This window comes from Ruegeria sp. MALMAid1280 (assembly GCF_049195285.1).
Lineage (GTDB): Bacteria > Pseudomonadota > Alphaproteobacteria > Rhodobacterales > Rhodobacteraceae > Ruegeria.
Genome location: NZ_JBMIRT010000049.1, coordinates 456013 through 479190, shown reverse-complemented (window position 1 = coordinate 479190; position 23178 = coordinate 456013). Strand labels below are relative to the sequence as shown.

Here is a 23178-nt window from a genome sequence, read left to right as displayed (position 1 = left end):
TGCTCCTTCCGGCCCTTGTTGACCAGACGACAGATCGCGCCACCGGTCGGATAATACACACCGGTCACACCCCCGGTGCCAATGGTGATGAATTCCTCCGCATACGCCGCCGGAGCCATAAAGGCCGCAGTAACAACCGCGCCGAGGCTAAGCTTGCTGCTGTTTTTCATTTTTGAGAACTCCCAATTCTTATGGTGGATGGGAAATCGTCCAGCGACTCCCCCTCCAGGGCTTCCGCCGATAAGGCAAGCCTGAACCCATTGCAACGAGGCCAAGCGCCTGAATTTCCAAAATCTCCCAACATCTTCGACGTTTCATTCAGACACTCAACTTGTCAACCCCTGCGCCTCTGTTGATGCGTTCAATCCGCAGATTTGAGGCGAGTTCCAAAAGTTTCCCCGCTTGTCCGGTAGAATGCACCCAGTCAGCTTAGGCATTTGTTCCGCGGGATCGTGAGACCCGCCAAACTTTGCAAACCCGACTGAAAACCGCCATTTGGCGTAATGAAGGGCAGTTTTGACTGTGGCTGTTTACAACCTGCCAAAACAATCTGCATTGCCATTGAATCGTCGAATTTTATAGACAAACTGCAAGGATATTTGCAGCAAAGACAATACTATGGCCTCGGACGACACCCCATTGAAAACTGAACATACCACTCAGGAATTGCCGTCCGATTACGTGCCGCCACGGCCGCCGCCGAAGAAAAGGCTGCCCCTGAAACTGATATTCATCGGCACCGGCGTCGCCGCCGTCCTGGTATTGGCAAGCAATCTCATTGAGGGCCCAAAGACACTTCATCCTTTGGGGCGGGCTGGACCCACCTACACCAGCGGTGACGTGACCTGGCAAAGCTTCGATCCAACCTGGACCACATTGCAGGGGGAACACGCGCTGGATATGATCGTGAACTTCTTACGTGTCCGGGGCTCCGAGGAACCTCAACACATCCTGGACGGAGAGTTTCTAAGGGCGGTATGTGGGTCTGTTTTGACACGGTTACCCAATCCACCTGAAGGGGTAACCCGGACCGATATCTACCGCCTCGGCTTCCGCTTCGTCGATGCCGAGGACAAGAAACTGACAGATATTTTTCCTGTGCCGGTACAGGACGGGGCATGTCTAAGCCATGACGAACAGGTGATGTTTACATGGGCCTTTCCCGGTTCGCTGAAAGGTTGGTCCCCGGTAAACTATGACAAAGAAAAAGATGGCAAAGTAACAATGACCTTCGGACGTCGCGGTGAAACACGGGTTCCTTATGATCAGGTCGATCTCAGGCTTGCGTGCAGACTGTTGTTCCGGGATACCTCTGATCAAATGCGTCAGATATTGGACGGGGCCAAACATCTTACAGTCAGAATCGTAAAGGGGTTCACAAACTCGGTCGCTTGGGTCGGACTGCACAGAGAGCAGAGCTTTCAGATCATCAATGACGACTGCTTTCCAGAGGGCAACGTTCTGGACGGTTAGCAAGGCCAAGCGCTGGTAGCCGTGAAACATCTGCAGGATTACGTGGTGCCCAAGGAGAGACTCGAACTCTCACGATGTTGCCATCGGGGGATTTTGAATCCCCTGCGTCTACCATTCCGCCACTTGGGCCACGAACACTGGATTAGCGTCCATGACCGGGAAGGTCCAGAGGCAAAAACCAACCCAAATCCGTTTTGTTTTCACGGCAGCGGTTGACGCCTCAGCGGGCGCATGTTTTGGCTTGCGCTAGGTTAGAACAGGATTTTAGCACCAGATGTTGCGCTCGCTCTATGACTGGACCATTCGTCTGGCCGAACATCCGCATGCCTTGTGGGCGCTGGCATTCGTCGCCTTTATCGAGAGCTCGGTCTTTCCGATCCCGCCGGATGTGCTGATGATTCCGATGATCCTGGCCCGCCCGTCGCGCGCATGGCTGATTGCAACGGTCGCTCTGGTTGCATCGGTTCTAGGTGGCTTGTTGGGCTATGCCATCGGCGCCTTCTTTTACGAGAGCATCGGCCAGCCGATTCTGGAATCCATGGGCAAGGCCCACGCCATGGAAGAATTCAACACCCGCTTCAACGATTTCGGCTTCTGGGCCGTACTGGGCGCCGGTGTGACGCCCTTCCCCTACAAGGTCATCACTATCATGTCAGGCTGGACCGGGATGCCGTTGGGCACCTTCATCGCCACCTCAATCCTAGCCCGCGCGCTGCGCTTTTTCGTGGTCGCCGGTCTGCTTTGGGGCTTCGGAGAACCGATCCGTGCCTTCATTGAAAAGCGTCTGGGCCTTATGTTCACCCTGTTCGTTGTGCTTCTGTTCGGCGGGTTCCTTGCGGTGAGATACCTATGACACGCAAAAACACTCTGGTCCTGATTGCAAGCTGCGGGTCTTTGGCGTTGTTGCTTGGCGCGTGGAGTTTCCAGTATCTTGGCGGCATGGCGCCCTGCAAGATGTGCATCTGGCAGCGGTATCCACATGGCACGGCCATTCTGATCGGTGCCGTGGCTTTGGTGCTGCCGCGCGTAAATCTGCTGCCCCTGCTGGGCGCACTCGCCGCCCTGACAACCGCAGCCATCGGTGTGTTCCACGCCGGAGTCGAGCAAAAATGGTGGGAAGGCCCCACAAGCTGCACCTCTGGCGAAATCAGTGGCTTGTCGTCGCAAGAGCTGATGGATCAGATCATGTCCGCGCCGCTGGTGCGGTGCGATGACATTCCGTGGCAAATGATGGGCATTTCGATGGCCGGGTGGAACGCCATCCTGTCGGGCGTTCTGGTGCTGGTCTGGATCGCCGCCTGGCGGGCAGGCCGTTAGAACTCGTCCAGTTCCGCATCCCAATAGAGAAAGTCGATCCAGCTGTCATGCAGGTGATTTGGTGGGAATTTGCGCCCGATATTCCGTAACGACTCGGCATCCGGCTGACGCGGTGGTTTGCGCAGGGTCATCCTCGCCTGCCGCAACGATTTCGATCCCTTCTTCAGGTTGCAGGGGCTGCACGCCGCCACCACGTTCTGCCAGCTTGTCACGCCGCCAGCGGCACGCGGAACCACATGGTCAAAGGTCAGATCCCCCTTGCTGCCGCAATACTGACAGCGGAATTCGTCCCTCAGAAATAAATTAAAGCGCGTGAAGGCCACGCGCTTTCTGGGTTTTACATAATCTTTGAGGACAACGACCGACGGTATTCGTATCTCGGTACTGGGGCTTCGGACGACCTCGTCGTACTCGGCCACGATGTCCACCCTGTCCAGCCAGGCCGCCTTTATCGCCTCTTGCCACGGCCACAGGGACAACGGGTAATAGGACAAGGGGCGATAATCGGCGTTCAAAACCAATGCCGGATGATGCTTTAGCGCACCGGGTTCCCTGACAAATTCGGTCCTGAAGTCTCCATCCATATCAGAATCGCTCCTCGCTCTGCTCTGCCCGTTTTGACATCAGAGCGGGGAACACCCGCCCCGGCCTTAACTTAACTATATATCGTGTTAAAACTCTGACAAGCCCTGAGTTTCCACAATATCTCGGGTATTGGGTAAGGTGTATCCGTAACATTTGCGTGACAGTTATCCACAGGTTGCACCGATATCACCTGCGGGCTATGGCGAGAGACATGAGCTGGTTCATCCGATTCAATAAACCATTCGACGTGCTGCCGCAGTTTACCGACCGCGCCAACGCCGAGTCTCCGCGCAGCACTTTGTCTGATTACATCGACCTGCCCGGAGTCTATCCGGCCGGGCGGCTGGACCGGGACAGCGAGGGGTTGATGCTGCTGACCGATAACGGGCGGCTGCAGGCGCAGATCTCCGACCCCAAGCACAAGATGCCCAAAACCTATTGGGTTCAGGTCGAAGGTCTGCCGGATGCCGCCGCACTGAAAACCCTGCGTGACGGGGTCGAGTTGAAGGACGGAAAGACACGCCCGGCCAAGGCGCGATTGATGGAGGAACCCGAGGGGCTGTGGCCACGCAATCCTCCGATCCGGGTGCGCCAAACGGTGCCCGATTGCTGGATCGAACTGACCCTGCGCGAGGGCCGCAACCGTCAGGTGCGGCGGATGACAGCGGCCGTCGGGCACCCGACACTGCGCCTGATCCGCGCCCGGATCGGTGACTGGTCCCTGGATGGCCTTGAACCCGGTCAATGGGACAGCCTGCCCGCCCCGGCGTTGAACTCCGTCCCACAGCGAAAACGGGACCGCCGCCCACGCCGGTGACAAAAACCGCGTGTTGTGATATACTTAAGGAATGAAAGTCACGCCGGACATACCCGCACCTGCCGGCATTCTCGAGGCCGCGCTCTACGTCGATGACCTGGATGCGGCGGAACAGTTCTATGGCGAGATTCTGGCGCTGGAAAAAATCCAACGGGTTGCCGACCGGCATGTGTTCTTCCGGGTTGGCGGCTCGGTCTTGTTGCTGTTCAACGCGGATGAAACCGAGAAGCCACCCGGTAATCCCGACCTTCCGGTCCCGCCCCACGGCGCGCGCGGGCCGGGCCATGTCTGCCTGATCCTGACACGTGATCAGATCGATGTGATGCGCAAACATCTGCTGGACTGGAACGTTCCTATGGATGCCGAGTTCGACTGGCCAAGCGGCGCACGCTCACTTTATGTGCGCGACCCGTCCGGCAATTCCGTCGAGTTCGCCGAGGGTCATCTGTGGGATTGACGCGTCACCGCAGAGGCTGCTTTTCACCGCCAACAACGCGGTAGATGTCGCTTGAGACGACCCCGGCCTCAGCCAACACAGCCTGAAACGCCGCCATATGCGGCGCGGCAATATGAGCCTCCAAAGCGGCCTGACCCTGCCATTCTTCATAGACGCGAAACCGTGTGGGATGCCCCAGAATCTGGCTGAACTCATAGACCAGACAGCCGGGTTCCTTCACCGTCTCCGCCACCATCGCCTGCGCGGCTTTGGCTGCCTTTTCAACGCCTTCGGGCGAAACTTCGATTGTTCCGGTCACGATTAGCATAAGGCATCCTTTCTTAGATCATACCGTTTGGTGATTCTGTCGACCGGTCTTCCGTCCCGCAAAGGCACCCCATAGGCCACCGAATAGTCGCGGAATCCCATCTTGTCATAATAGCCCAGCCCCATTCCGTTATCGGCGCGAATGGTTGCGCTGATTGCGTTCAACCCGACCCCGGCGGCGTATTTGGCGGTTTCCGCGAACAGCGCCCGCCCGGCCCCTTTCAGAACCGGTGCGCGGCGGGTGAAGGTTGCGATATCGCCGCAATCCTCGGGCAGCGCATCATGCGTCCCCAGCCATTGGAAGCCCGCCACCTCACCCTGATCGTCCAGGGCAACGTGACAGCAAATCATGTCCGATCCACCAAGGTAACTTTGCGCAAACAGCGCGTCGGAGAACGGAATTTCAAACGCGGTCGAGCCTCCGATCCCGATGATATCATTGAGGATGCGGCAAGCCGCGCTGACATCTTCGGGCATCATGGGGCGGACCGCGATCATGGCTATAGGCTCAGCTTGTCGCGCATGAAGGCAAGCGCGACGCTTAGGCCGTCTGGTGCGATACCGTGGCCGGTGCCCTTCATCACATGCGCATAGATTTCCTTGAAATCCGCGGCTTGCAGGGCTTCGGCCGCTTCGGGCAGCGATTGCGGCGGCACCACGTCGTCGGAATCCCCATGCACCAGCAGGATCGGCATCCGGCTGACGGTTTCATCGGGCAGCAGATCGGGTTCCAGCAACCGGCCAGAAAACGCAACAATCCCGGCTACCGGATCCTCGCGCCGTGGGGCGACATGCAAGCTCATCATCGTGCCTTGCGAGAATCCGAACAGAACCACCTGCTCGGGCAGCACATCTTCGTCCACCATAAGCGCGTCGAGGAAGGCGTTGAAATCGTCGGCAGCCATTTCCATGCCGCGGCGCGCTTCCTCCTCGGATGAGCCGTCAATCCACGGGATCGGGAACCACTGAAAGCCGTTGGGCATTCCGGGAATCTGTTCGGGCGCATCGGGGGCGACGAACAGCGTATCCGGCAAGTGTTCGCCCAGCGGATCGGCCAGACCCAGCAAATCGGCGCCATTGGCCCCATAGCCGTGCACGAACACCACGACCGAGCGCGTGTCGCCCGAAACCGGCTCTTTTCGGAGCGCATTCAAAACCCGTGTCATCTGATCCCTTCTCGTTCTTTGGCCACCCGGTAATAGGCCCACAAAACCCGCGCCGCAACCGACCGCCAAGGCGACCAGGCCTCGGCCATCTGTCGCAGTTCCTTGTCGGTCGGACGTTTGGGCAGGTCATAGAGAATGCGCGCGGCCTCCTGCAGCGCCAGATCCCCAGGCGCGATCACGTCAGCGCGACCCAGCGAGAACATGGCATAAATCTCGGCGGTCCAGACACCGATGCCCGGAACCTCGGTCAATGTGGAAATTACATCCGCATCGGTTGCATCACGCAATGCTTTGTAATCAATACGAGCATCAGCCAGAGCGCGGGCATACCGGATCTTCTGCCGACTCAGCCCCACGGCCCGCAAATCGTCATCCGTGGCCCACATGATCTTGCGCGGGCCGGTCAGTTTTGCATCCTGCAGCCGTTTCCAGATCGCATTGGCCGAGGCGACGCTGACCTGCTGGCTGACAATCGCGCTCAACAATTGAGCAAACCCGTCAGGTCGGCGACGCAAGGGCAACGGCCCGGTTTGGTCCATCGCATAAGCCATGCGTGGACAAACTTCGGCCAGCCATTCAGCCCCTTCCGACACACATTCGTTGGTTTCGATGATACGTCCTACGGACATGCGCGCTCCGGGCTGGTGATCACGTGCACGTTAGGCTGCTTTGCCGCATATGCAACCCGCTTGTGCGGCTGAGTTTTCGCGGATACCCATAGGCGCATGACACTGACCACCACCACCCCGGACAACAGCCAGGCCAAACGCAACGTCGCCGTATTGGTGGCGGCTCAGGCCGTTCTGGGGTCGCAGATGCCGATGATCTTTATTGTAGGCGGTCTTGCGGGTCAGTCACTGGCGACCAATCCCTGTCTGGCCACCCTGCCCATTTCGCTGATCGTTCTGGGCTCGATGCTGGCGGCCACGCCGGTTTCGGCGATCATGCAACGTTGGGGTCGGCGTGCCGGGTTTCTGGTCGGCGCCACTGCGGGTGCCTGCGGCGGCCTTGTTGGTGCGTATGGGTTGTATCTGGGTTCATTCCCGATCTTCTTGCTGGGTAGCCTGCTAACCGGCATCTACATGAGCGCCCACGGATTCTACCGGTTTGCCGCTGCCGACACCGCGTCGGATGCATTCCGCCCCAAGGCGATCTCTTACGTTATGGCCGGTGGTCTGGCGGCAGCGATCATCGGGCCGCAAATCGTCAAACTGACCTCGACCGCCTATGTGATCCCATTCCTTGGCACCTACGTGGCGGTGATCGCGCTGAATATCTTCGGCTCGGCGCTGTTCTTTTTCCTCGACATTCCCACGCCCGAGAAGCCCAGGGAAGACGCGCCCCAAGGGCGGTCCCGGCTGGAGATGCTGAAGACCCCGCGCATCGCCGTGGCCATCATCTGCGCCATGGTGTCTTACGCGCTGATGAACCTTGTGATGACCTCGACCCCGCTGGCAGTAGTGGGCTGCGGTTTCAGCGCAAATGACGCCGCCGACGTGGTCACCAGCCACGTGCTGGCGATGTATGTGCCCAGCTTTTTCACCGGCCAGCTCATCGCGCGTTTTGGGGTCGAGAAAATCGTAGCCCTCGGTCTCGCTATTCTCGCTGGTGCGGGCGTGGTTGCCTTGCAAGGCGTCGAGCTGGGCAATTTCTTCGTCGCCCTGATCCTGCTGGGGGTTGGCTGGAACTTTGGTTTCATCGGCGCGACCACAATGCTGGCCGAGTCCCATGACGTGAGTGAGCGCGGCCGGATGCAGGGCCTGAACGATCTGCTGGTGTTTGGTGGCGTCACGCTTGCGTCGCTGGCATCGGGCGGGTTGATGAACTGCTCGGGCGGTTCAGCGGTCGAGGGCTGGACGGCGGTGAACCTCGCCATGATCCCGCTGCTGACGCTGGCGGGCGGTGCGTTGCTGTGGCTGGTTCTGAAACCGTCCGAGACGGAAACGGTCTGAGCCCTACCAGCGCCCACTGGCCGCGGTCCACATCAGCGATAGCCTGCGGCGAATTTCACCCTGCGCCAAATCGCCGGCGGCCACGCGGTCCGGGCGGACCAGGGCCTGCCGCAGAACCCATTCCGCCTGCCACCCGGCGTAAAGCGCGGGCCGGGCATCCGCCGAGACAGCAGACGCACTGGACCGCGCCCGTTGAAGCCGCTCCAGCGCCTTCTGCGCCAGCGTTCGCACGCCATCGGGCGTGCCGTCGAGCAAGGGAATACGACCCCGCGCCTCAAGATCGGGAATGGCCCGCAGCCAGTTCGCCACGCCGACGCCATATCCGAAATCGCGCAACACGGCCTCATCCGCGGCACCCAGCACCTGCGCCGAAGCAACCATCAAGGACCCGGCCGAGTGATTGATATAGGCGTCGAAATGCGCCTCATCTTCAAACGGGTCACGGTAAATGTCCCAACGCCTGACGGCCACATACTCGTCCAGCATGGCGGCCAGATGCGGTGACAGAACCTGTGCCAGAGGCGTCGCGACCTCGTGCCTGCGCACAGGTTTCCCCTCGGCAATCTCCTGCAGCGCATCGCGCCACCATTGCAGCCGCATCTCGGCAATCATCGCCTCTTGCGTGACCCAGGGCGCGCGCGCGACCTCGGCATTCAGCGCGTAAAGAGGAAACAACAGTGGCCGCACCGAGACGGGTGTGGCCATCACCGCCATGAACCGGTCGGGATCGGCGCGGTGCACTAGTTCCGCACAGGCTTTGACGTCGTCGTCGAATTCCACAGTCACTCGGCCACCGCCGTCCGCGATCCGCAATCGCGCACCAGTTTCCACTGGATCGCGTCCAGCAACGCCTCGAACGAGGCATCGACTATGTTCGCGCTGACGCCTACGGTCGACCAGCGCCGCCCCTGCCCGTCTTCGCTGTCGATGATCACTCGGGTCACCGCCTCGGTCCCGCCCTGGGTGATGCGGACCTTGAAATCGACGAGCTTCATATCGGCCAGAATCTGCGAGTATTGTCCAAGGTCTTTCGCCAGGGCTTTGGCCAATGCATTGACCGGCCCCCGGTCACTGCCATCCTCGTCCAGCGACTCACTGACCGAGAGTTTCTTTTCCCCGTCGACCTTTACAACAACCACAGCCTCGGACAGGCTGACCATCTTGTTGTACTTGTTCTTGCGCCGCTCAACAGTGACCTTATAGCGCTTGACCTCGAAGAACTCGGGCAATTGACCCAACTCATCCCGCGCCAGCAGTTCAAAGCTGGCTTGAGCCGTGTCATAGGAATAACCCTCGGCCTCGCACTGCTTGATCCGCTCCAGAATGCGCCCGAGCGCCGGGTCGTTTTTCGCGACGACCAGACCGGCCTCGGTCAGGCGTTTGCGCAGGTTCGACTGCCCGGCCTGGTTCGACATCGGAATGATACGCGCGTTCCCAACCGCGCCCGGATCGACATGTTCATAGGTTGACGGGTCCTTGAGGATCGCGCTGGCGTGCAGCCCCGCCTTATGCGCAAAGGCCGAAGCGCCAACGTAAGCCGATTGCTTGCTGGGCACCCGGTTCAGGATATCGTCCAGCATCCGGCTGATGCGCGTCAGACCACCCAGCGCCTGCATGCTGACGCCAGTTTCAAAGCCTGAGGCATAGGGTTCTTTCAGCAGCAATGTCGGGATCAGAGCGGTCAGGTTGGCGTTGCCGCACCGCTCGCCCAATCCGTTCAACGTACCCTGTATCTGCCGCGCCCCTGCATCGACAGCGGTCAGAGTACAGGCCACCGCGTTCTCGGTGTCGTTGTGGGTGTGAATGCCCAGCCGATTCCCAGGCAGCCCCGCAGCTATTACCTCGGACACGATGCGCGACACCTCAGCCGGCAGCGCGCCGCCATTGGTGTCACACAGCACAACCCAGCGCGCCCCGGCATTCAGCGCGGCGCGGCACACCTCAACCGCGTAACCGGGATTGTCCTTGTAGCCGTCAAAGAAATGCTCGGCATCGAACAGTGCCTCGCGCCCCTGCGCCACGATATGCGCGACCGAGGCACGGACGTTTTCGACATTCTCCTCCAGCGAGATCCCAAGCGCATCGGTGACGTGGTAATCATGCGACTTGCCAACCAGACACACGGCTTGCGTCCCCGCATTCATCACTGCGGCCAGAACGACGTCATTTTCGGCCGACCGGCCTGACCGCTTGGTCATCCCAAAGGCGGTCAACCGCGCCGAGGTCTTCGGCGCGACCTCGAAAAACGCGCTGTCCGTCGGGTTCGCACCGGGCCAGCCGCCTTCGATATAGTCCACGCCCAACTCGTCCAGAGCCTGTGCAATCTGCACTTTCTCAGCGGTCGAGAACTGGACGCCCTGCGTCTGCTGCCCGTCGCGTAGCGTGGTGTCGTAAAGGTAGAGGCGTTCCTTTGACATCACACCTCCTCCAACCTGGCCGCGTCAAAACCAGCGCCCGGAACCAGCTCGACTCCGTCCTTGCTCATGCGAACTTCCAAACCAGCGGCGATGTAAGCGGCCTTCAGGCGGTCCACTTCCGCGAAATCCTTGCTCTGCATCGCAACGACCCGCGCATCCGCCAACCGGTCGGCATGAGCAGACAGATCCACCGACGCGGTATCCGCCCACGCGCCCATCTCGTCAGACAAGAGCCCCACCAACTGCGCGCTAGCCAGCAGCCCCGCCGCATCTCCATCCGCAGCCAGTCGATAAAGCTCGGCCAAAGCGCCCGCCGTGTTCAGGTCGTCACTCAGCGCAGCGACAACTGCGGGCGCCGCGCTGCCGGCGGGCTCGATGCCCGCTGTCAGCGCCCGCCACTTGCGCAGCGTCGCCTCGGCCTCGCGCGCCTTTTTCTCAGTCCAATCCATCGGCTTGCGATAATGGGTCTGCAGAAAGACAAAGCGGATCACCTCGCCCGGAACGCCTTGCTCCAACAAGTCGTGCACGGTAAAGAAATTGCCCAGCGATTTGGACATCTTCTTACCTTCCACCTGCAACATCTCATTGTGCAGCCAGACCCGCGCAAACTCACCTTCCGGATGGGCGCATTTACTCTGGGCGATCTCATTCTCATGATGCGGGAACATCAGGTCGTTACCGCCGCCGTGAATGTCAAAACTGTCGCCCAGCAACTCATAGCTCATGGCCGAGCATTCGATGTGCCAGCCCGGACGACCACGGCCCCAAGGAGAATCCCACCCCGGCAGCTCATCTGTCGAAGGCTTCCACAGCACAAAATCCATCGGGTTCTTTTTGTAGGGCGCGACCTCAACCCGCGCGCCTGCGATCATGTCATCGACGGACCGACCGGACAGAGCTCCATACTTCTCTTTCCAGCTGTCCACGGCGAAAAGAACATGCCCCTCGGCCGCGTAGGCGTGGCCCTTCTCGATCAGCCCTTCGATCATCGCGATCATCTGGTCGATATATTGTGTAGCGCGCGGCATCTCGTTTGGTTCCAACGCCCCCAACGCGCCCATATCATGCAGATACCAGCCGATGGTCTCGTCCGAACGCTCCTGCACCAATTGCTCCAACGTGCCCGCAGCCCCGGCCTGTTGCCGGGCCAGCGCGGTTGCGTTGATCTTGTCGTCCACGTCGGTGAAATTGCGCACATAGGTCACGTGATCCGCGCCATACGTGTGCCGCAGCAAGCGATAGAGCACATCAAACACCACCACCGGCCGCGCATTTCCCAGATGAGCGCGGTCATAGACGGTCGGTCCGCAGACATACATCCGCACATTGTCGGCGCTGATCGGCACGAATTCCTCTTTCGTCCGCGTCCGTGTGTTGTGCAGTTTGATCGTCGTCATCGGTCGGCTCCTAAAGACAGCGAGGCTTCTCGCGTTGGCGCGGGCTTAGCAACTTGTCTCAGGGATGAAAACGAAAGAAACCGGCCCGCTTGATAAATCAGCAGGTAATGCAGCAGATAATGATGCAGGTCATCCGGTTCATACTATCCCAGTACCACGCAGACCGCTCTGCGCCAAGCCCCGAGTTCCACGCCCCGACGTCGCTGATTGGCAATTCAGAACGCCTCTGGCCCTGACTGCGCAAGACACCAGACGGAGACAGCCCATGAAACTGTCGCAGCGCATCACTCATCTGACTGAAGGCGGCAACGACGGGTGGGACGTTTTCTATCGCGCCCGACAGATGATCAGCGACGGCTACGCGGTAACCGAGCTGACCATCGGCGAACATGACATCCGCACCGATGCGTCGACACTTGAGGCGATGGACCTGTCCGCCCGGCAAGGTCACACCGGTTATGCGGTGGTTCCCGGCACCGATCTGCTGCGCGACACGGTGGCCGCCCGGTTGCAGGCACGTACCGGAGTGCCCACCACGCGCCACAACGTGCTGATCACGCCCGGCGGCCAATCGACCCTGTTCTCGGCCCATGTCGCGGTGTGTGATCCCGGCGACGTGGGGCTGTATCTCGACCCGTATTACGCCACCTACCCCGGCACGATCCGGGGGGGCCGGAGCTGTGGCCCGATCAATCCAGACTACTGCCGAAGACGCGTTCCAGCCGCGCGCCGAGCAGACGGAGGCCGCCGCCGATGGCGCGATTTCGTCGCTGGGCAATACGCCGAACAACCCCACCGCTTGGTGTATTCCCGCCAGACCCTCGAAGGGATCGCCGAGGTGTGCCGCCGGCGTGATCTCTGGCTGATTTCGGACGAGGTCTATGGCACGCAGGTCTGGGAAGGTGAGCATATCTCACCCCGTACCCTGCCGGGCATGGTCGAGCGCACGCTGGTCGTTGGTTCAATGTCGAAATCCCACACGATGACCGAGTCCCGCTGCGGCTGGATCGTCGGCCCCGAAACGGTGATCTCGCATCTGATCAACCTCGCCACGCATACAACCTATGGGGGATCCGGATTTATCCAGGACGCCGCCAGTTTCGCGCTGAATGCGGGCAATGATCTGGAGGAACAAGTCGCCGAACCCTTCCGCAGGCGCCGCGCCCTCGCGGTTGGTATTCTCGCGGTGCAGAACACCATCGGGCTGGTTTCGGCGCAGGGCGCGATGTATCTGATGCTGGATATCCGTGCCACCGGGTTCAGCGGTGATGGATTCGCCAACGCCCTTCTGGATACGCACGCGATTGCGGTTATGCCGGGTGAAAGTTTCGGGTCCGCAGCCGCAGGCCATATCCGTGTGGCAATGACGATTGACGACGACAGATTCGCAACTGCCCTGTCCACGATCTGTACCTTTGCCTCTGATTTGGCGGCACATCACCCTGCCGTTGGCTGACAGGCGTCAGAATCGGAAGGAAGTGCGCAGGTTGAAAACACTCGCGTCCAGCCCGCCATCTGTCCGGGTGACGTCGTTAAAATCCTGCCGCAGCGCCTCACCGCTGATCACAAAGCGGTCGTTGATCGGATAGGCAACGCCGATCCCGTAGACGGCAGCTGTATCATTGTCCACCGATGCATCCAACCGGGCCGCGCCGACCACCACATATCCCAAAGCGCTGCCAAAATCATAGCCACCGCGAAGTTTCAGGCGGGTCATGCTGTCTAGACTGCCCTCGCCATCACTCAGGCCCAGGGACAGGTGGTTGTATTCCAGTTCACCCCCAAGAACAAAGCTGCCGAAGTCCCGGTCATAACCGATATGAGGACCAAAGGCCGTGTCGTTGCCGCTTGACCCGTTCGGGCCGTCCGCTTCTGCATATCCAAAGCTGAATCCGGCATAAGCCCCGGTCCAATCCTCAGCCATTGCGGGGGCCGCGATGCTCGTCACCAAAAAAAGGCAGACGACCTTAAGGGCTTTCATAAAACTCTCCTAAAGAACCTTTCGTCGAGACTTTGGTCTTTCGGGTCAACATAACTTAGAAACTTGGTTCGAGATCATTAAGATTCAATTGAGAACACGAACCACTCTTAAATAAGTGAAGGAACCATAACAGATTTCTGCCATAGCGGGAAAAATTCTTTTAAAGCCAACAAACGCCGTGACACATGCATCACAGCTTCGCTTTTGAACTCTCAGGTCGCAAACAGGACAGAAAGCGCCGGTGGACGTCGGAATACTGACCGCCAATATGTGAGGACCCACATGCAAAACGAAGTTTGGAAGATCCGGCTGATCAGCCGCACCATCGGTGCGGATCGGGGCCGTGCGGCGCGCGGGCGGCCGCCCAAGGCGTGACACCCCCACCCTCACGACGCCTTATTTACTGGATTCTGCCCCATGACCGATCAAACCCGTAACTCTTCCCGCAGCGGCGGACGCGCCGCGCGCCGTGCTGCCCGTGCGACAGCACTGCCCGAACATCTGCGCCCCATCCGCCCCGGTATGGAGGGCGGCGTCCTCAATGTTCTGACCCAGGCACAGATCGAACGCATTCACGAGGCCGCGCTGACCGCATTGGAAACCATCGGTCTGGCCGACGCGCCGCAAAGCGGGATCGACTACCTCGTCGGTGCTGGCTGCACTTTGGGCGATGATGGCCGCATCCGCTTTCCCCGCGCTCTGGTCGAGGACACGGTCGCCAAGGCAAACCGCTCGGTCACATTGTACAGCCGCGATGGCAAAACCGATCTGAACCTGTCCGGCACCAAGGTCCATTACGGCACGGCAGGCGCGGCCGTCAGCATGGTTGATGTTCACGGCAATGAATACCGGGATTCAACGGTGCAGGATCTGCATGACGCATCCCGCATCTGCGAACAGCTTGAAAATATTCACTTTGTTCAGCGTCCGATGGTCTGCCGCGACATTCCCGACAATCTGGAAATGGATCTGAACACGATCTACGCCTGCTGTTCCGGCACGTTCAAACATATCGGCACATCCTTCACCGAACCCGGCCACGTCGCCCCCGCACTGGACATGATCTACACGATCGCCGGCGGTGAAGATAAATTCCGTGAGCGTCCGTTCGTTTCGAACTCCAACTGCTTTGTCGTGCCACCGATGAAATTCGCCACCGAAAGCTGCGAAGTGATGGAGCTTTGCATCAAGGGTGGAATGCCCGTGCTGCTGCTTTCGGCCGGAATGGCCGGGGCGACCGCACCCTCGACAATCGCCGGAGCGATCACCCAAGCCACGGCGGAATGTCTTGCCGGATTAGTTTATGTAAACGCCGTAAGCCCCGGAGCTCCGGCAATTTTTGGCACTTGGCCATTTGGTTTGGACCTGCGCACCGGCGCCATGTCGATCGGGTCTGGCGAACAAGCCCTGTTGACCGCGGGCTGTGCCCAGATGCACCGGTTCTACGATCTGCCGGGTGGTGCGGCCGCCGGAGCGTCCGACTCGAAAATGCCCGACATGCAGGCCGGATGGGAGCAGATGTGCTCGAATGTCATGGCTGGTCTGTCCGGCGTGAACATGGTGTATGAATCCGCAGGTATGCACGCCTCGTTGCTGGGCTTTTGCCTGGAAAGCCTTATCCTCAGCGACGACCTGATCGGACAGGCTCAACGCTGTGTACGCGGGATCGAGGTCAACGATGAGACGCTGGCGCTGGATCAGATCGCCGAGGTCTGCATGGGCGGTCCGGGCCACTATCTGGGAACCGACGCCACGCTCAGCCGGATGCAGGCGGACTACGTCTATCCGACGTTTGGTGACCGAACATCACCCAAGGAATGGGCTGAGCTTGGCAAACCCGATCTGATTGAAAAAGCGATCAAGCGGAAAGATGAAATCCTGTCTTCGCCGTCTCCAGCCCAGTTCGATCCGCTTTTGGATGCCGAGCTTCGCGGCAAGTTCAACATTCATCTCGCCAAGTAAGGCTCTGTAAAGGCGGCCAGATTTAATCTGGCCGCCCTCTATTTCTGGGTTAACCGTCGGTTGCCGGCAACAGCCCTGCTTCCTGTGCCACAGCGATTTCGGCCTCATCCAACGCGCCGTCGCCGTTTGCGTCCATCGCCGAGAAACCATCTGCGTCAACTTCGGGCAGAACGGCCTGAACCTCTTCGATTGTCAGTACACCGTCCCCATTGGCGTCAGCCGAAGATTGTGCGACGGCCAGCGTCGGCAGTCCAAGTGCAATGGCAGAGATAGCGGCCAGAGTTTGCGGTTTCATTGTGATGCCTCCTGATTGAGTTTTTGCGTGTTTTCGTCCGGACAGCATCAGAAACACCGCAACGGGATGCCGTGTCACCTGCATTGTAAATTGTTTCCGTTTTCGCGCCAATCTCCGCGTGTTTGGCAGAGTCGTGTCTGCGGTCAGCCGCCGGAAAAGACCCTGTCGCGCGGCTTCGGCGGGTCTTACCCGACGCAAAATGCAGAATCCGGCAAAGCTCTGCTCAAATTCCCGTCGAAGCCGTTGCAAAAAAGAAAGGGGGCCGAAGCCCCCTGTCAGTTTCGCCTTCCAGGCTCATTTCGTTGACCGCCCGGTGTTTTTTTGCCTGCGGCCTGGACTGCGCATGGGACGAGCGCACCCGCCCCGTGAAAGAGTGGGAAAGAGCAAATATTCCGCCCCACCCTGTTCCCGGCCGACACGGGCATGTCGGCCGAGTGGAGCGAGGCATCGATGGTAAGTCTCAGCGCCTTGCTCCGTATTCGTCGGGGCCGGTACCTGTGGCAGCGTTCCGACCCCTGCGCCCCGGGTTGCCGGGGCGGTAGCCTTAGCTACACCCGCTGGTTGCGCCGCAGGTGTTGCATTTCATGCAGGTGCCGTTGCGCACCAGCGTGTAGTTTCCGCATTCGCCGCAAGGATCGCCCTCATAGCCCTGCATCTTGGCCTTGGTCCGTGCGTCCATGCCGGTCGCAACCGCTGTTTCGGCCGCAGGCGCTTCAAAGGTGGGCGCCGGTTCGGCCATGCCGTTCACCTCGGCCTGACCGCCATTGAAGACTACCAGATCTTGCGGCAGACGCTTGCGGAGATACCCGGTCGAACTGATTTGTTTCAGCACTTCCAAAGACTTGGAAGCCGCGCTGTCACTGATTTCCGAGACATTGGACAAACCATCCTCTTCGCCCCGGCCCAGATCGTCGAAGGTGGCACCTTCGGGTTTCACATGGGCCAGATCGGTGCGGTCCAGATAAGACACGGCCAGTTCGCGGAAGATGTAGTCCAGGATCGACGTCGCGTTCTTGATCGAGTCGTTGCCCTGCACCATCCCCGCCGGTTCGAACTTGGTGAAGGTGAAGGCATCAACAAACTCTTCCAGCGGCACGCCGTATTGCAAGCCCACCGAGACCGCGATGGCAAAGTTGTTCATCATCGCCCGGAAGCCAGCACCTTCTTTGTGCATATCGATGAAAATCTCGCCCAGCTTGCCGTCTTCGAACTCGCCAGTGCGCAGATAGACCTTGTGGCCGCCGACAATCGCCTTTTGGGTGTAGCCCTTGCGGCGATGCGGCAGTTTTTCGCGATGGCTGCGGATGATTTCCTTGACTACAACCTTCTCGATCACTTTCTCGGCCAGAACAACGGCTTTTTCCTGCGCCGAACCGCTTTCCAGCACTTCCGCCGCTTCGTCGTCATCCTCGACCAGTGCCGCCGCCAGAGGTTGCGACAGTTTCGAGCCATCACGATAGAGCGCGTTGGCCTTCACACCCAGCGACCAGCTGAGTTCATAGGCCTTCTGGCAGTCCTCGATAGTCGCGTCATTCGGCATGTTGATCGTTTTCGAGATTGCACCAGAGATGAAGCTTTGCGCTGCCGCCATCATGGTGATGTGGCTATCAACCCCAAGGAAACGCTTGCCTTTCTTGCCGCACGGGTTGGCGCAGTCAAAGATCGCGTAGTGCTCCTCTTTCAGATGCGGTGCGCCTTCCAGAGTCATGGTTCCGCAGACGTGATCATTGGCCGCTTCGATATCCGCACGGGTAAAGCCCAGATGGCGCAGTAGGTCGAAGGTCGGGTCATTCAGCTTGGTCGCCGGGATGCCAAGGACGCCGGTGCAGAAATCCTCGCCCAGCGTCCACTGGTTGAAGACGAAACGAATGTCGAAGGCGCTCTCCAGCGCGGCGTCCACCTTGGCCAACTCATTCGGGCCAAAGCCGTGACCGGTCAGCGAGGTGTGGTTGATGCCCGGTGCGTTGCCGATGGTGCCGTGGCCAACGGCGTAGCCAACGATCTCTTCGATCTGAGACGAAGAGTAGCCCAGCTTTTCCAGCGCAGAAGGTACAGAGCGGTTGATGATCTTGAAGTAGCCACCACCGGCGAGCTTCTTGAACTTCACCAGCGCAAAGTCAGGCTCGATCCCAGTGGTATCGCAATCCATAACCAGACCAATAGTACCGGTCGGCGCGATCACAGTGGCCTGCGCGTTGCGGTAACCGTTCTTTTCACCAAGGTTCAACGCTTCGTCCCAGGCCGACATCGCCAGATCGATCAGACGTTTGTCCGGGCAGTTGCCATGATCTAGGGGCACCGGTTTCACGGCCAGTTTCTCATAGCCATTGGTCACACCCTGCGACGCGCGACGGTGGTTGCGGATGACGCGCAGCATGTGGCCGGCGTTGCGTTCATAGCCTTTGAACGGACCTAGCTCTCCGGCAATCTCGGCCGAGGTCGCATAGGCCACACCGGTCATGATCGCGGTCAACGCGCCGCAAATCGCGCGCCCCTCGTCCGAGTCATAGCTGTAGCCCATATTCATCAGCAGGCCGCCGATATTAGCATAGCCCAGACCCAAGGTGCGGAAGTCATAGGACAGCTGCGCGATTTCCTTCGACGGGAACTGCGCCATCGTCACCGAGATTTCCAGTGTCAGCGTCCACAGGCGCGAGGCGTGCATATAGTCCGCCGCCTGGAACTCACCATCCTTAAGGAAGGTCAGCAGGTTCATCGACGCCAGATTACAGGCCGTGTCATCGAGGAACATATATTCCGAGCACGGGTTCGAGCCGCGAATCTCACCATCTTCGGGGCATGTGTGCCATTCGTTGACGGTGTCATGGAACTGGATGCCCGGATCGGCGCAGGCCCAAGCGGCATGGCCGACCTTTTCCCACAGATCGCGGGCCTTTACGGTCTTGGCAACCTTGCCATCGGTGCGGTTGATCAGCTCCCAATCGGCGTCTTTTTCAACTGCGGTCAGGAAGGCGTTGGTGACGCGGATCGAGTTGTTCGAGTTCTGACCCGAGACCGAGCTGTAGGCTTCCGAATCCCAGTCCGTGTCGTAGGTGGGGAATTCGATGCTGTCATGACCTTGCTTGGCGTAATCCAGCACGCGTTTGATGTAAGTTTCGGGGATCGCGACCTTTTTGGCTTCGCGAACCGCCTTCTTCAGGCTGTCATTGGTGTTGGGATCATACGCATCGTCTTGCGCGCCGTCCCAGCTGCGGATGGCCTCGAAAATGCCGTTCAGCATCTTCTCGTGCATCTTCGATCCGGCAACGATCGAGGCCACCTTCTGCTCTTCGATCACCTTCCATTCGATGAATTGCTCGATATCGGGGTGATCTGCATCGACGATTACCATCTTTGCTGCTCGACGGGTTGTCCCGCCTGATTTGATCGCGCCAGCGGCGCGGTCGCCGATCTTGAGAAAGCCCATAAGGCCCGAGGACTTGCCGCCACCCGACAGCGCTTCGCCTTCTGCACGCAGATGGCTGAAGTTGGTCCCGGTACCAGAGCCGTATTTGAACAGGCGCGCCTCGCGCACCCACAGATCCATGATGCCGCCTTCGTTCACCAGATCATCATCGACGGACTGGATGAAACACGCGTGCGGCTGCGGATGTTCGTAGGCGGATTTCGATTTGGTCAGCTTGCCGGTCTTGTAATCGACATAGTGATGCCCTTGTGCCGGGCCGTCGATCCCGTAGGCCCAGTGCAGACCTGTGTTGAACCACTGCGGTGAGTTCGGCGCGGCGCGCTGGGTCGCCAGCATATAGCGCATCTCGTCGAAATAGGCGCGCGCGTCTTCTTCGGTCGAGAAATAGCCGCCTTTCCAGCCCCAATAGGCCCAGGCACCGGCCAGACGGTCGAACACTTGTTTGGAAGAGGTTTCACCACCAAATTCAGCGCCTTCAGCCGGAACCGAGCGCCACAGAAATTCAGGAACGTCCTTTTCCTTGATCTTTTTCAGGGCCGAAGGGACACCGGCCTTGCGGAAGTATTTCTGTGCGATGACGTCACTGGCCACCTGGCTCCACTTGGTGGGAACTTCGATTTCGTCGAGGCGAAAAACGATGGTGCCGTCCGGGTTCCGAATCTCGGAGGTCGCAGAGACAAAGTCCAGATCTGCGTATGCGTCCTGCCCCGATTTGGTGAATTTTCTGTCAATCTTCATGTCCGCAGCCCTAGATTCAAACAACTTGTCCGTTGGCGTCAGGGGCATTTCAGCGTTCCGTCAGCCGTGCCAGAAATTTGGACGCAAACGACCGGGCGCTGTTTCTTACAGCGCGAAACCGTCTATACGGTTGCACGTTTAATAGATGTGCTTTCCGACCCTCGCCCCATGCCCCGCTCCGGTCATTCTACCAGATTTAGTGGCACTCCTTTCGGCCCATACAACTTGGCGTATTCAGCCATAGATCGTCAATGTCATTTTTCAGTCATTTTCAAAATCTTTTCTGTTGACCCAAAAGTTTCGAAGCGCCGTTTTTTGACGGATTGCGATTCCTCCACAGGTTCTTCCACTGGCCATTGGGCCCGCCCCGAAACGCACTCAGCAGAATTAACTGTGTTTCTCGGCACAGTTACCGGCATTTGGTAAACTGGCACTAAGCTGGATAGGCTGAACAAGAATCAAAACGCCGCCCGGTGGTGAGGTGGATAAAATTCGCTACGTATAAAACGACTTACCGAAGGGGTCAGTTCCGATGTTGGTGTTTCGCTTACTTCCAGTACTGGTGCTGATCGTGGCCTGCACACCACAAGATGTGCCCCCACCCACGCGCAGTGCGCAATTCGAAACCTACCCGAAACGGCTTTTCGATACGTTTGAAACCCAATGCGCAGGCCCCGGTGAGCAGTTCGAGAAAACCGGGAATCGGGTTTTTGAATGCGCCGAGTTGCTGCCGCCTGACACCACCGCCTATCTGATTCTCAACTATGATGGGTATCCGCAGGATTTGCCGAAAAGCGTCATGCGCATGACATCGACCAAAAACACGTCGGGTTACCGTGTCGATGCCGAACTGTTTTTTAACGTGCCGCAGAAAAAGGGGCCCGCGGTCAACGTTCCGGTGGAAAGCAAAGCCCTGGATCAGGCGCTTGGCGCCTTGTTCCGGACGATGGGTGGTTCACCGATTTGAAGGAAAGAAGTGGTCGGGGCGGCAGGATTCGAACCTACGACCCCCTGTACCCAAAACAGGTGCGCTACCAGACTGCGCCACGCCCCGGACCGTGCGCCTTCCTAACGATGCCCATCGGATTTGAAAAGCCCTAACAGGGCCAAATCGCAGGGCCTTGCGAAAAAACTTCGTGCTGCATCTGGGTTCCCGGAGTGATCAGGTAACGGTCCGCCAGCCCGGCATTGATTTCCAGAACCGCAAATACCGAATCGCCACCATTGATCTGGCTCTGGTCCCCGGGTATTGCGTCTTCATGCACGCGGGTCACCATGCCGGTGCGGTCCAGAAAAATGATGTCCAGGGGAATCAGAGTGTTCTTCATCCAGAACGCCACCCGCTGCGGTGGGTCGAACACGAACAACATCCCGGACCGCTGCGGCAGCGACTCGCGGAACATCAGACCGCGCGCCCTGTCCTGCGGGCTTATCGCCAGTTCAACATTGAAGGTAATTTGCGTCTTATCGTTGCGCAAACCGACACGGTCTTCGCGACATGCTGCCAGAACCTCTCCGGCCCACAGCATTGTAATACTTGCAAGAACCGCGAAAAATCTGGTCATGAACAATCAGTCGTCCAAAGCAGCTTCCCAGGCCAGCACCTGAGCCGCCATACGCCCGCGTTTGCCGTCGATGACGCGCATCGCAAGCGCCTCGCCCGGTTGCAGATCGGCAAGACCGGACCGGCGCAGCACTTCGATATGCAGGAACACGTCCTCGCCCCGGCCAAAGACATTCGCGAACCCAAAGCCCTTGCCCTTGTCGAACCACTTCACCCGCGCAGCTTCGAGCGGCGCTTCGGCGATCACCACCGGATCAAGCTCGGCAAAATCCGCCAGCATCATCGAGTCGGTCCGCGCGGGCGGATCGACACTGATGACCTCGACCGCCTGAACACCGCGGTCGGTGCGATGCGTCATGATCTCGATTCCGGCACCATCGGCGACAGAGCTTTGACCGAAATTGCGCAACACGTTCACATGCAACAGAATATCCGGACCGCCTTCGTCGGACACAACAAAACCGTACCCCTTGGCGGGGTCGAACCATTTCACGTGTCCACGTACGCGGTACATGTTGTTCAGATCGTCTGGCACGGTTTTCCTATCGCGAGTTTTAACAGTTCGTTAAGGGTCCGATGTGTATGGGAATGACGCGCAAATTCAAGCCGAAAAAACTCTTTAATTCCTGTGCATTGCATTTCACGATACGCGAACGTCATGGATTCAACCTCTGCACTTCCCATGCCGAGCCCACCTGATCCCGGCGCCATTGGAACCTGTCATGCAGCCGGAAAGCTCCATCGGCCCAAAACTCGATCTCGGTCGGCACCAGCCTGTATCCGCCCCAAAATGGCGGCCTCGGAGGGTTCGGCCCCAGTTTCGCGGTCACCTTTGCAACCTCTGCCATAAGGGCGGACCGGCTGCTGAGAGGCTGAGACTGCTTCGAAGCCCAGGCCCCAAGGCGACTCTTCAATGAGCGGGACGCATAATATTCATCAGCTTGCGGCCCGTTTTCACGGGTGATTGTACCACGAACCCTGATTTGGCGCCGCAATGATTTCCAGTGCATGACAAACGCCGCCTTGCCTGCCGATTCAAGCTCGGTCGCTTTGGTGCTTTCGTAATTGGTGTAAAACACGAAGGCATCGGATTCGATCTCTTTCAACAGCACCATGCGCACATTGGGCATCCCGTCCGGGTCCACGGTCGCCAACGCTATGGCGTTGGGATCATTCAATTCGCTGTCTTTGGCCTCTGCAAGCCACCGATCCGAAATTTCGAACGGATCAGCGCCGGCAAAAATGCCACCACGCTCGGTCATTTCCATCCCCCGGAAACTTTTGTTAACTACCCTAGGGCGAGAACCCGCTGTGGGCAAGAGTT

23 protein-coding genes and 2 tRNA genes are annotated in these 23178 nt (G+C 59.1%); 9 read left to right on the top strand and 16 right to left on the bottom strand.

Features of this window, described 5'->3' with window-relative positions; all coding sequences use genetic code 11:
* Positions 1–618: 618 nt before the first annotated feature.
* A complete protein-coding gene (locus ACOQFT_RS14185; protein WP_421598531.1) occupies positions 619–1473 on the top strand; it encodes a hypothetical protein in 855 nt (284 codons plus the stop codon).
* Between the two features lie 43 nt (positions 1474–1516).
* Here ACOQFT_RS14185 and ACOQFT_RS14180 read toward each other — a convergent pair.
* A tRNA-Leu gene (locus tag ACOQFT_RS14180) sits at positions 1517–1602 on the bottom strand.
* Between the two features lie 145 nt (positions 1603–1747).
* On the opposite strand from ACOQFT_RS14180, the gene ACOQFT_RS14175 reads away from it, so the two are divergent.
* Together ACOQFT_RS14175 and ACOQFT_RS14170 are read left to right on the top strand one after the other, a co-directional pair.
* On the top strand, positions 1748–2326 hold the full coding sequence (locus ACOQFT_RS14175) for a YqaA family protein (RefSeq protein WP_170443859.1): 579 nt from the start codon (positions 1748–1750) through the stop codon (positions 2324–2326).
* A complete protein-coding gene (locus ACOQFT_RS14170) occupies positions 2323–2790 on the top strand; it encodes a disulfide bond formation protein B (protein ID WP_421598530.1) in 468 nt (155 codons plus the stop codon). Before ACOQFT_RS14175 ends, ACOQFT_RS14170 begins: the two co-directional genes overlap by 4 nt.
* Here ACOQFT_RS14170 and ACOQFT_RS14165 read toward each other — a convergent pair.
* Positions 2787–3374, bottom strand: a complete 588-nt coding sequence (locus ACOQFT_RS14165; RefSeq protein ID WP_421598529.1) for an HNH endonuclease — start codon at positions 3372–3374, stop codon at positions 2787–2789. The two genes, ACOQFT_RS14170 and ACOQFT_RS14165, sit on opposite strands and share 4 nt — an antisense overlap.
* 212 nt (positions 3375–3586) lie before the next feature.
* Between ACOQFT_RS14165 and ACOQFT_RS14160 the strand changes: the two genes are divergently transcribed.
* On the top strand, positions 3587–4192 hold the full coding sequence (locus ACOQFT_RS14160) for an rRNA large subunit pseudouridine synthase E (RefSeq protein WP_421598528.1): 606 nt from the start codon (positions 3587–3589) through the stop codon (positions 4190–4192).
* A 31-nt stretch (positions 4193–4223) separates the two neighbouring features.
* The gene (locus ACOQFT_RS14155) at positions 4224–4649 is read left to right on the top strand and encodes a VOC family protein (protein WP_421598527.1); all 426 of its coding nucleotides are present in this window, start codon (positions 4224–4226) and stop codon (positions 4647–4649) included.
* A 4-nt stretch (positions 4650–4653) separates the two neighbouring features.
* Here the strand turns inward: ACOQFT_RS14155 and ACOQFT_RS14150 are convergent, their stop codons facing one another.
* From ACOQFT_RS14150 to ACOQFT_RS14135, 4 genes are read right to left on the bottom strand one after another with little or no spacing between them, the layout of a single operon-like run.
* Positions 4654–4956, bottom strand: a complete 303-nt coding sequence (locus ACOQFT_RS14150; protein ID WP_421598526.1) for a putative quinol monooxygenase — start codon at positions 4954–4956, stop codon at positions 4654–4656.
* Positions 4950–5453, bottom strand: a complete 504-nt coding sequence (locus tag ACOQFT_RS14145; protein WP_421598525.1) for a GNAT family N-acetyltransferase — start codon at positions 5451–5453, stop codon at positions 4950–4952. Before ACOQFT_RS14145 ends, ACOQFT_RS14150 begins: the two co-directional genes overlap by 7 nt.
* Positions 5454–5455: 2 nt before the next feature.
* A complete protein-coding gene (locus ACOQFT_RS14140; RefSeq protein ID WP_170443845.1) occupies positions 5456–6121 on the bottom strand; it encodes an alpha/beta fold hydrolase in 666 nt (221 codons plus the stop codon).
* Positions 6118–6750 carry a DNA-3-methyladenine glycosylase family protein gene (locus tag ACOQFT_RS14135; RefSeq protein ID WP_421598524.1) on the bottom strand — a complete coding sequence of 211 codons (633 nt, stop codon included), beginning with the start codon at positions 6748–6750 and terminating at the stop codon, positions 6118–6120. Before ACOQFT_RS14135 ends, ACOQFT_RS14140 begins: the two co-directional genes overlap by 4 nt.
* Before the next feature lie 96 nt (positions 6751–6846).
* On the opposite strand from ACOQFT_RS14135, the gene ACOQFT_RS14130 reads away from it, so the two are divergent.
* Positions 6847–8073: an MFS transporter gene (locus ACOQFT_RS14130; protein ID WP_421598523.1), complete on the top strand. Its 1227-nt coding sequence runs from the start codon at positions 6847–6849 to the stop codon at positions 8071–8073.
* Positions 8074–8076: 3 nt separating this feature from the next.
* On the opposite strand, the gene ACOQFT_RS14125 is transcribed toward ACOQFT_RS14130, so the two are convergent.
* The 3 genes from ACOQFT_RS14125 to cysS are packed head-to-tail and all read right to left on the bottom strand — an operon-like array spanning position 8077 to position 11887.
* On the bottom strand, positions 8077–8853 hold the full coding sequence (locus ACOQFT_RS14125) for a squalene/phytoene synthase family protein (protein ID WP_421598545.1): 777 nt from the start codon (positions 8851–8853) through the stop codon (positions 8077–8079).
* Between the two features lie 2 nt (positions 8854–8855).
* Positions 8856–10490: a citramalate synthase gene (gene cimA, locus ACOQFT_RS14120; RefSeq protein ID WP_421598522.1), complete on the bottom strand. Its 1635-nt coding sequence runs from the start codon at positions 10488–10490 to the stop codon at positions 8856–8858.
* On the bottom strand, positions 10490–11887 hold the full coding sequence (gene cysS / locus ACOQFT_RS14115; RefSeq protein ID WP_421598521.1) for a cysteine--tRNA ligase: 1398 nt from the start codon (positions 11885–11887) through the stop codon (positions 10490–10492). Before cysS ends, cimA begins: the two co-directional genes overlap by 1 nt.
* 265 nt (positions 11888–12152) lie before the next feature.
* Between cysS and ACOQFT_RS14110 the strand changes: the two genes are divergently transcribed.
* The gene (locus ACOQFT_RS14110; protein WP_421598520.1) at positions 12153–13343 is read left to right on the top strand and encodes a pyridoxal phosphate-dependent aminotransferase; all 1191 of its coding nucleotides are present in this window, start codon (positions 12153–12155) and stop codon (positions 13341–13343) included.
* Positions 13344–13349: 6 nt separating this feature from the next.
* Here ACOQFT_RS14110 and ACOQFT_RS14105 read toward each other — a convergent pair whose 3' ends face one another.
* Positions 13350–13868, bottom strand: a complete 519-nt coding sequence (locus tag ACOQFT_RS14105; RefSeq protein ID WP_421598519.1) for an outer membrane protein — start codon at positions 13866–13868, stop codon at positions 13350–13352.
* Between the two features lie 417 nt (positions 13869–14285).
* Here ACOQFT_RS14105 and ACOQFT_RS14100 point away from each other — a divergent pair, with 417 nt between their 5' ends.
* On the top strand, positions 14286–15830 hold the full coding sequence (locus tag ACOQFT_RS14100) for a trimethylamine methyltransferase family protein (RefSeq protein WP_421598518.1): 1545 nt from the start codon (positions 14286–14288) through the stop codon (positions 15828–15830).
* Positions 15831–15879: 49 nt separating this feature from the next.
* Here the strand turns inward: ACOQFT_RS14100 and ACOQFT_RS14095 are convergent, their stop codons facing one another.
* Together ACOQFT_RS14095 and ACOQFT_RS14090 are read right to left on the bottom strand one after the other, a co-directional pair.
* Positions 15880–16125, bottom strand: coding sequence for a hypothetical protein (locus ACOQFT_RS14095; RefSeq protein WP_421598517.1), 246 nt, complete (start codon positions 16123–16125; stop codon positions 15880–15882).
* Positions 16126–16669: 544 nt separating this feature from the next.
* A complete protein-coding gene (locus ACOQFT_RS14090; protein WP_421598516.1) occupies positions 16670–20290 on the bottom strand; it encodes a vitamin B12-dependent ribonucleotide reductase in 3621 nt (1206 codons plus the stop codon).
* A 532-nt stretch (positions 20291–20822) separates the two neighbouring features.
* Here ACOQFT_RS14090 and ACOQFT_RS14085 point away from each other — a divergent pair.
* A complete protein-coding gene (locus ACOQFT_RS14085) occupies positions 20823–21257 on the top strand; it encodes a hypothetical protein (protein WP_170443825.1) in 435 nt (144 codons plus the stop codon).
* A 10-nt stretch (positions 21258–21267) separates the two neighbouring features.
* On the opposite strand, the gene ACOQFT_RS14080 is transcribed toward ACOQFT_RS14085, so the two are convergent.
* From ACOQFT_RS14080 to pdxH, 4 genes are all read right to left on the bottom strand, one after another.
* Positions 21268–21344: transfer RNA gene (locus ACOQFT_RS14080), tRNA-Pro, on the bottom strand.
* Between the two features lie 43 nt (positions 21345–21387).
* The gene (locus ACOQFT_RS14075; protein ID WP_421598515.1) at positions 21388–21855 is read right to left on the bottom strand and encodes a DUF192 domain-containing protein; all 468 of its coding nucleotides are present in this window, start codon (positions 21853–21855) and stop codon (positions 21388–21390) included.
* 6 nt (positions 21856–21861) lie between these two features.
* Positions 21862–22368, bottom strand: a complete 507-nt coding sequence (locus tag ACOQFT_RS14070) for a cold-shock protein (protein ID WP_421598544.1) — start codon at positions 22366–22368, stop codon at positions 21862–21864.
* A 142-nt stretch (positions 22369–22510) separates the two neighbouring features.
* On the bottom strand, positions 22511–23116 hold the full coding sequence (pdxH, locus tag ACOQFT_RS14065; protein WP_421598514.1) for a pyridoxamine 5'-phosphate oxidase: 606 nt from the start codon (positions 23114–23116) through the stop codon (positions 22511–22513).
* Positions 23117–23178: the final 62 nt, after the last annotated feature.

Coding starts and splice junctions, on each gene's coding strand:
- ACOQFT_RS14185 (WP_421598531.1), top strand. CDS start 619: ATGGCCTCGGACGACACCCCATTGAAAACTGAACATACCACTCAGGAA.
- ACOQFT_RS14175 (WP_170443859.1), top strand. CDS start 1,748: ATGTTGCGCTCGCTCTATGACTGGACCATTCGTCTGGCCGAACATCCG.
- ACOQFT_RS14170 (WP_421598530.1), top strand. CDS start 2,323: ATGACACGCAAAAACACTCTGGTCCTGATTGCAAGCTGCGGGTCTTTG.
- ACOQFT_RS14165 (WP_421598529.1), bottom strand. CDS start 3,374: ATGGATGGAGACTTCAGGACCGAATTTGTCAGGGAACCCGGTGCGCTA.
- ACOQFT_RS14160 (WP_421598528.1), top strand. CDS start 3,587: ATGAGCTGGTTCATCCGATTCAATAAACCATTCGACGTGCTGCCGCAG.
- ACOQFT_RS14155 (WP_421598527.1), top strand. CDS start 4,224: ATGAAAGTCACGCCGGACATACCCGCACCTGCCGGCATTCTCGAGGCC.
- ACOQFT_RS14150 (WP_421598526.1), bottom strand. CDS start 4,956: ATGCTAATCGTGACCGGAACAATCGAAGTTTCGCCCGAAGGCGTTGAA.
- ACOQFT_RS14145 (WP_421598525.1), bottom strand. CDS start 5,453: ATGATCGCGGTCCGCCCCATGATGCCCGAAGATGTCAGCGCGGCTTGC.
- ACOQFT_RS14140 (WP_170443845.1), bottom strand. CDS start 6,121: ATGACACGGGTTTTGAATGCGCTCCGAAAAGAGCCGGTTTCGGGCGAC.
- ACOQFT_RS14135 (WP_421598524.1), bottom strand. CDS start 6,750: ATGTCCGTAGGACGTATCATCGAAACCAACGAATGTGTGTCGGAAGGG.
- ACOQFT_RS14130 (WP_421598523.1), top strand. CDS start 6,847: ATGACACTGACCACCACCACCCCGGACAACAGCCAGGCCAAACGCAAC.
- cimA (WP_421598522.1), bottom strand. CDS start 10,490: ATGTCAAAGGAACGCCTCTACCTTTACGACACCACGCTACGCGACGGG.
- cysS (WP_421598521.1), bottom strand. CDS start 11,887: ATGACGACGATCAAACTGCACAACACACGGACGCGGACGAAAGAGGAA.
- ACOQFT_RS14110 (WP_421598520.1), top strand. CDS start 12,153: ATGAAACTGTCGCAGCGCATCACTCATCTGACTGAAGGCGGCAACGAC.
- ACOQFT_RS14105 (WP_421598519.1), bottom strand. CDS start 13,868: ATGAAAGCCCTTAAGGTCGTCTGCCTTTTTTTGGTGACGAGCATCGCG.
- ACOQFT_RS14100 (WP_421598518.1), top strand. CDS start 14,286: ATGACCGATCAAACCCGTAACTCTTCCCGCAGCGGCGGACGCGCCGCG.
- ACOQFT_RS14095 (WP_421598517.1), bottom strand. CDS start 16,125: ATGAAACCGCAAACTCTGGCCGCTATCTCTGCCATTGCACTTGGACTG.
- ACOQFT_RS14090 (WP_421598516.1), bottom strand. CDS start 20,290: ATGAAGATTGACAGAAAATTCACCAAATCGGGGCAGGACGCATACGCA.
- ACOQFT_RS14085 (WP_170443825.1), top strand. CDS start 20,823: ATGTTGGTGTTTCGCTTACTTCCAGTACTGGTGCTGATCGTGGCCTGC.
- ACOQFT_RS14075 (WP_421598515.1), bottom strand. CDS start 21,855: ATGACCAGATTTTTCGCGGTTCTTGCAAGTATTACAATGCTGTGGGCC.
- ACOQFT_RS14070 (WP_421598544.1), bottom strand. CDS start 22,368: ATGTACCGCGTACGTGGACACGTGAAATGGTTCGACCCCGCCAAGGGG.
- pdxH (WP_421598514.1), bottom strand. CDS start 23,116: ATGACCGAGCGTGGTGGCATTTTTGCCGGCGCTGATCCGTTCGAAATT.